3 protein-coding genes are annotated in these 4,737 nt (G+C 45.6%); 1 reads left to right on the forward strand and 2 read right to left on the reverse strand.

What is annotated here, in order from left to right:
* Window positions 1–326: 326 nt before the first annotated feature.
* Window positions 327–1,502 (forward strand): DNA cytosine methyltransferase, encoded by a 1,176-nt coding sequence (locus tag ACLFWI_RS27105; RefSeq protein ID WP_446415510.1) that lies wholly within the window; start codon window positions 327–329, stop codon window positions 1,500–1,502.
* A gap of 282 nt (window positions 1,503–1,784) precedes the next feature.
* Here ACLFWI_RS27105 and ACLFWI_RS27110 read toward each other — a convergent pair whose 3' ends face one another.
* Entirely contained in the window at window positions 1,785–3,407 is a 1,623-nt protein-coding gene (locus tag ACLFWI_RS27110; protein ID WP_446415508.1) for a mucoidy inhibitor MuiA family protein, read from the reverse strand.
* Between the two features lie 326 nt (window positions 3,408–3,733).
* Window positions 3,734–4,639 carry a methylenetetrahydrofolate reductase gene (locus ACLFWI_RS27115; RefSeq protein ID WP_446415509.1) on the reverse strand — a complete coding sequence of 302 codons (906 nt, stop codon included), beginning with the start codon at window positions 4,637–4,639 and terminating at the stop codon, window positions 3,734–3,736.
* Window positions 4,640–4,737 lie beyond the last annotated feature (98 nt).

Genomic DNA, 4,737 nt, shown 5'->3' on the forward strand with positions numbered 1-4,737 from the left:
AGCAAAAGCCCGGAGTTCAAACTCCGGGCTAATAGCTTAAGTCCATTAAAATGGACTAGAAGTCTGAAGCTGTTCGGCATTCAAACCTGAATGTCTAGAATGGCTCTCATCCTTGTAGTGTGTTTAGCGAAGCCATGCCGCAGGCTTTAGCGAAGCCATGCCGCAGGCTTTGCATCTTGCTCACTACCTATACCTAATTCATATGCATGACAGCTTATCCAGTCGTCGTTAGACGAATTGAGCTTTTAGCCAGTGGTTTAAACCACTGTCTGGTTAACTAATATAAAGTAAAAAAAGAAGGGTAATTTAGCGTAGGAGTGACAGCCGTGATAGATGGCAAAGCTATTTCTATTTCTCTGTTTTCAGGGGCTTTTGGTTTAGATCTAGGTTTAGAGTTAGCCGGATTTCATACCGTAAGCGTGGTTGAGAAAGACCGTGATTCGGTAAAAACCATAGCCCTTAACCGACCCTATCTTCATGAAAGTGCTGTCCCAAGAGAAATTGAAACAATCAGCACCCAAGATTTACTTTTAGAAGGGGGTCGAGTTTTAGGTAAGGGGAGAGCATTACGCCCGAATGAGGTGGACTTGGTGGTGGGTGGCGCACCTTGTCAGCCTTTTAGTACAGCAGGAAAAAGGGCTTCAGTCTTAGACCCTCGTGGCAGTTTATTTATGGAGTTTGTCCGCGTTGTTCGAGAAATTCAACCCCGATTTTTCGTGATGGAGAATGTGAAAGGGTTACTTTCTGCTGCTATTCGTCACCGACCAATTAACCAAAGGGGTGCAGATTATCCACCTTTAGAACCGGACGAAATGAGAGGTGCAGCCCTTCAGGTGGTACTTGCAGAAATGCACGAACTTGGATACAAGGTGGTGTACAACCTTTTAGAAGCTGCCGATTATGGGGTTCCTCAAAATAGAGAGCGGGTTGTGTTTATTGGTTCCAGAGATGGTGAATCTGTTACATTTCCTTTGGCTACCCATTGTCAAAGCGGTAGAGATTTATCCAAGTGGCGTACTTTACGAGATGCTTTAAAAAATTTAGTTGAACAAAATCCTGAGTTTACACCTTATTCAGAAAAGCGCTTAAAGTATTTAAGACTACTCAAATCAGGACAAAACTGGAGATATTTACCTGAAAATTTGAAAGAAGAAGCAATGGGAGGTGCTTACAAGTCAGGGGGTGGTAAAGTTGGATTTTACAGGCGATTGTCCTGGGATAAGCCTTCACCTACTGTGACGACAAGTCCACAGCAAAAAGCCACAGATATGTGTCACCCTGTAGAACTGCGTCCTTTGACTGTGCGAGAGTGTGCTAGAATCCAAACCTTTCCTGACGACTGGATTTTTTGTGGGTCAATAACGTCTAAGTATAAACAAATTGGGAATGCTGTACCTGTTGAATTAGCAAAAGCCATTGGCACTTATCTTAACAGTTTGATTCAAGGAGATAAACCGCGAGGGAAAGAACTCGTTGAACAACTCTCACTTTTTCCTTTATAAAATTTATGCCATTTACAGAGCCGTGACCCAAAAAGGCTAAGATTAGCTTTTGTATCAGATAAGTAGGTGGACACAATTAAAGTTAACGGTTGAGATTAGGGAACTGACAGAATGTTGTCTTAGAATCTCAGCAGTTAACTCGCTAGGCATAAAGGTTTCTTTTAATCATTGTGCTTTCTTACTCCCTTCCCGGTCTAAGATTACCTATCGCCAGATAGCGCAAATCCTGATTGGGCGGAAAAACTGAATTGGTATTCTTCTGGCGGGAAAGGAGTATTATGGCTAAACATCTAATCCTATCACCCTAAATTCCGGCAAATACTCCACCGTAAACTGATAGGACAACTCCTGACAAGAAAGGGAAGGCAAAGTCAGTAACCACTCCAACACACCCAACTCACCGATTTCCAGATGAGGATGAGCATCCGTGAGCCGAACTTTGAGTTGAGAATGACAACTTACCGGAAGTTGTTCCATCACCTTAACCTGTGCCTCTTGCTCCCGTAAATTTGCCACCGTTAACCGATACCCATACGTCGCCACTTCCCGCTGCTGATTGCCAATCAGCTTCTTATCCATCTGTCGTTCCACCAAATACCGCTCAATTTTCAGCCCATCGTCCACACCTAAATCGATTTGAAAATCTTGACCCGGGGCAATATTCTGGATTTCGCTAGTACCAATAAACGTATTATCGCGAAAGATAGTTATCTGTCCCGGTAATAAAGTAACGCCATTCAAGGGATTCATCACCGTTGCTCTCAGGTAAGCAAAATTAAGTTGGCGCGACATCGCCACATACTCAGCCCGACAGGGATAATCATCTCTGTGGAAAATGGCAACCTTGTGACTCACCCCATCACTGGGAATCGTTGCTTTACTGTCAAGGGTAAACGTCACAATTCCCTTTTGTCCCGGACTTTCCTCCAGTTCCTTTTCGGCTCTCAACCGCTCTATCTCTTCATCTATCGTCGGTTCAGGTTCTGGCGCTATCCCCGCAAAGGGCATATTCACCAATGTGGGGCGAGGTGCGTTATGCTCCTTTGGGTTGGTTGTTGTCCGATTTGCCAAAGCGCTAGGCTGTTGCAAATCAATATACCAGGGTGTAATCGGCGGAATTTGTCGCCCTACCCCCGGTTGAGCGGTGGAAAGGGTAAGCGCTACACCCAACCAATCCTCACCCGTGGTTTGGGTAATTTGAGCCAGATAACTGAGTCTGGCGGTTTGCTGGCTATCTTGCCAATGGACATCATAGACGGGTTGCCAACTTGCTCCCTTAACTCGGTAAGAAACTAAGAGCGCTAATTCCCCCGCCCCCGCTGGTTCTAGGGTGACAATGATATTAAAACTCTCATGAACCTGTGGAGTAGAGAGCTGCTGAAACTGCCCTCGCACCGCCTGTAACTGAGTGTTAACCTGTTTCTGCTCCTGATCCTGTTGCGCGATCGCACCAGATAAATTCTGCCATCGTTCTCCGACAAAATCCAGCAATTCCCCGATTTGAGTCAAATCCAACGGTTCAGGATTTTGGGATTTTGTCAAGCGTTCCAGATACTGATTGCCTAAATTTTTGATAAAATTCCGCTGTAAATTCAGCAGAGTCAGTGCATCTTGTCCCTGGCGTCTTTGATCTTCTAACTGACCAATTTCTTCGGACAGTTGGCTCACTTTGGGGTGAGTCGCTTCACGAGTGCTGGTTTTTTCCGTCCGTACCTCCAATAATCGCCCCCCTGCATGACCCATACTCGACACCTGAACGGACTCACTCAGCAGGGTTACGGGCAAATTAGCAATCACCAGTTCCCGTTCCTCACCCGTTAGCTGTACAACGCCTCGGCGCGTAACTAACGCCTGGTTATCATACACTGTAACGTTACAAATTTCGGTATCTACCGTCTTATTCATCCGTTCCTTTGTCCTCAAATCAAGCCCCTAATCTTACTTCGGAGCTTGAATATAAACCCAAAAATTCAACGTCAAAATACTTAATGTTCAAAACATGATTTTTGACGTTTTAGTACACCTGATTTATCCTCATTCCCAGTCGGTCAATCAGGACATTGCCTGGAAGGTGAGCCATTGCCCACTCTATCAGCCAATCTCTCCTGACGAATGCTGAAAGACCTACTCTTAACCACGATTACTGTCTCTTTCCCTACTCCCAGACGTGCCATGGCAGATCTGGAACCTCGCGATCGCAACCGAAAACATGTCGGTCTATGAAATTCATTTTACCGATTCAGAGGTGGGATTTCCGCTAAATCCAGAATCTGGGGAATCAAATCTTCTCGCTTAATCACCATAATATGCACACCTTGACACAATTGTCTCGCGAGTTGGATTTGTTCAGCGGCAATTTTCATCCCTTCTTGCAGTGGATCGGCGGCTTCTGCTAGTCGATCAATAATTGATTCGGGAATATTAACACCGGGAACATATTTATTCAGAAATCGAGCATTTTTTGCCGATTTAATCAAAAATATCCCCGCTAAAATCGGCTTATCGGTGTCAGCCGCAATCTTATCCATAAACTTTTCCAGCCGCTGGAAATCAGCAATCAGTTGACTCTGGAAAAACTGGGCACCCGCTTCTAGTTTACGCTCAAATCGGCGTTGTAATCCAGACCAACTTTTTAACTGAGGGTCAACGGCGGCTCCAGCAAATAAGTCTGTATTGCCATCGGACAACGGCTTGTCATTAGCATCGAAACCGCGATTGAGTTTACTGATTAGCTGGAGCAAACGTACTGATTCTAGATCAAAAACGGGCTTGGCGTCAGGATGATCACCGACTTTTACCGGATCGCCAGTGAGGGCAAGAATGTTACGAATGCCCAAAGCCTGCGCCCCCATTAGATCCGCCTGTAACCCCAATCGATTGCGATCGCGGCAAGCGATCTGACAGATCGGTTCTATCCCATGTTGGACTAAAATAGCGGCGGCGGCTAAAGAAGACATCCGCAACACTGCCCTAGATCCATCAGTAATATTAACCGCATGGACGCGATTCTTCAGCGGTTTTGCCAAGTTAATCATCTGGCTAGCGTCACCTCCCTTGGGGGGGCTAACCTCTGCCGTAATTAAGAATTCCCCTGATTTAACGGCGTCTCGGAATGAGGGTTTAGTAAGATTTGTCATTTGTCATTTGTCATTTGTCATTTGTCATTTGTCATCTGTCATCTGTCATCTGTCATTGGTAATCCGCTCTCCCTGCTCCCCCTGCTCCCCCATCTCCC

Source organism: Coleofasciculus sp., from assembly GCF_046539235.1.
Taxonomy (GTDB): Bacteria; Cyanobacteriota; Cyanobacteriia; order Cyanobacteriales; family Coleofasciculaceae; genus Coleofasciculus.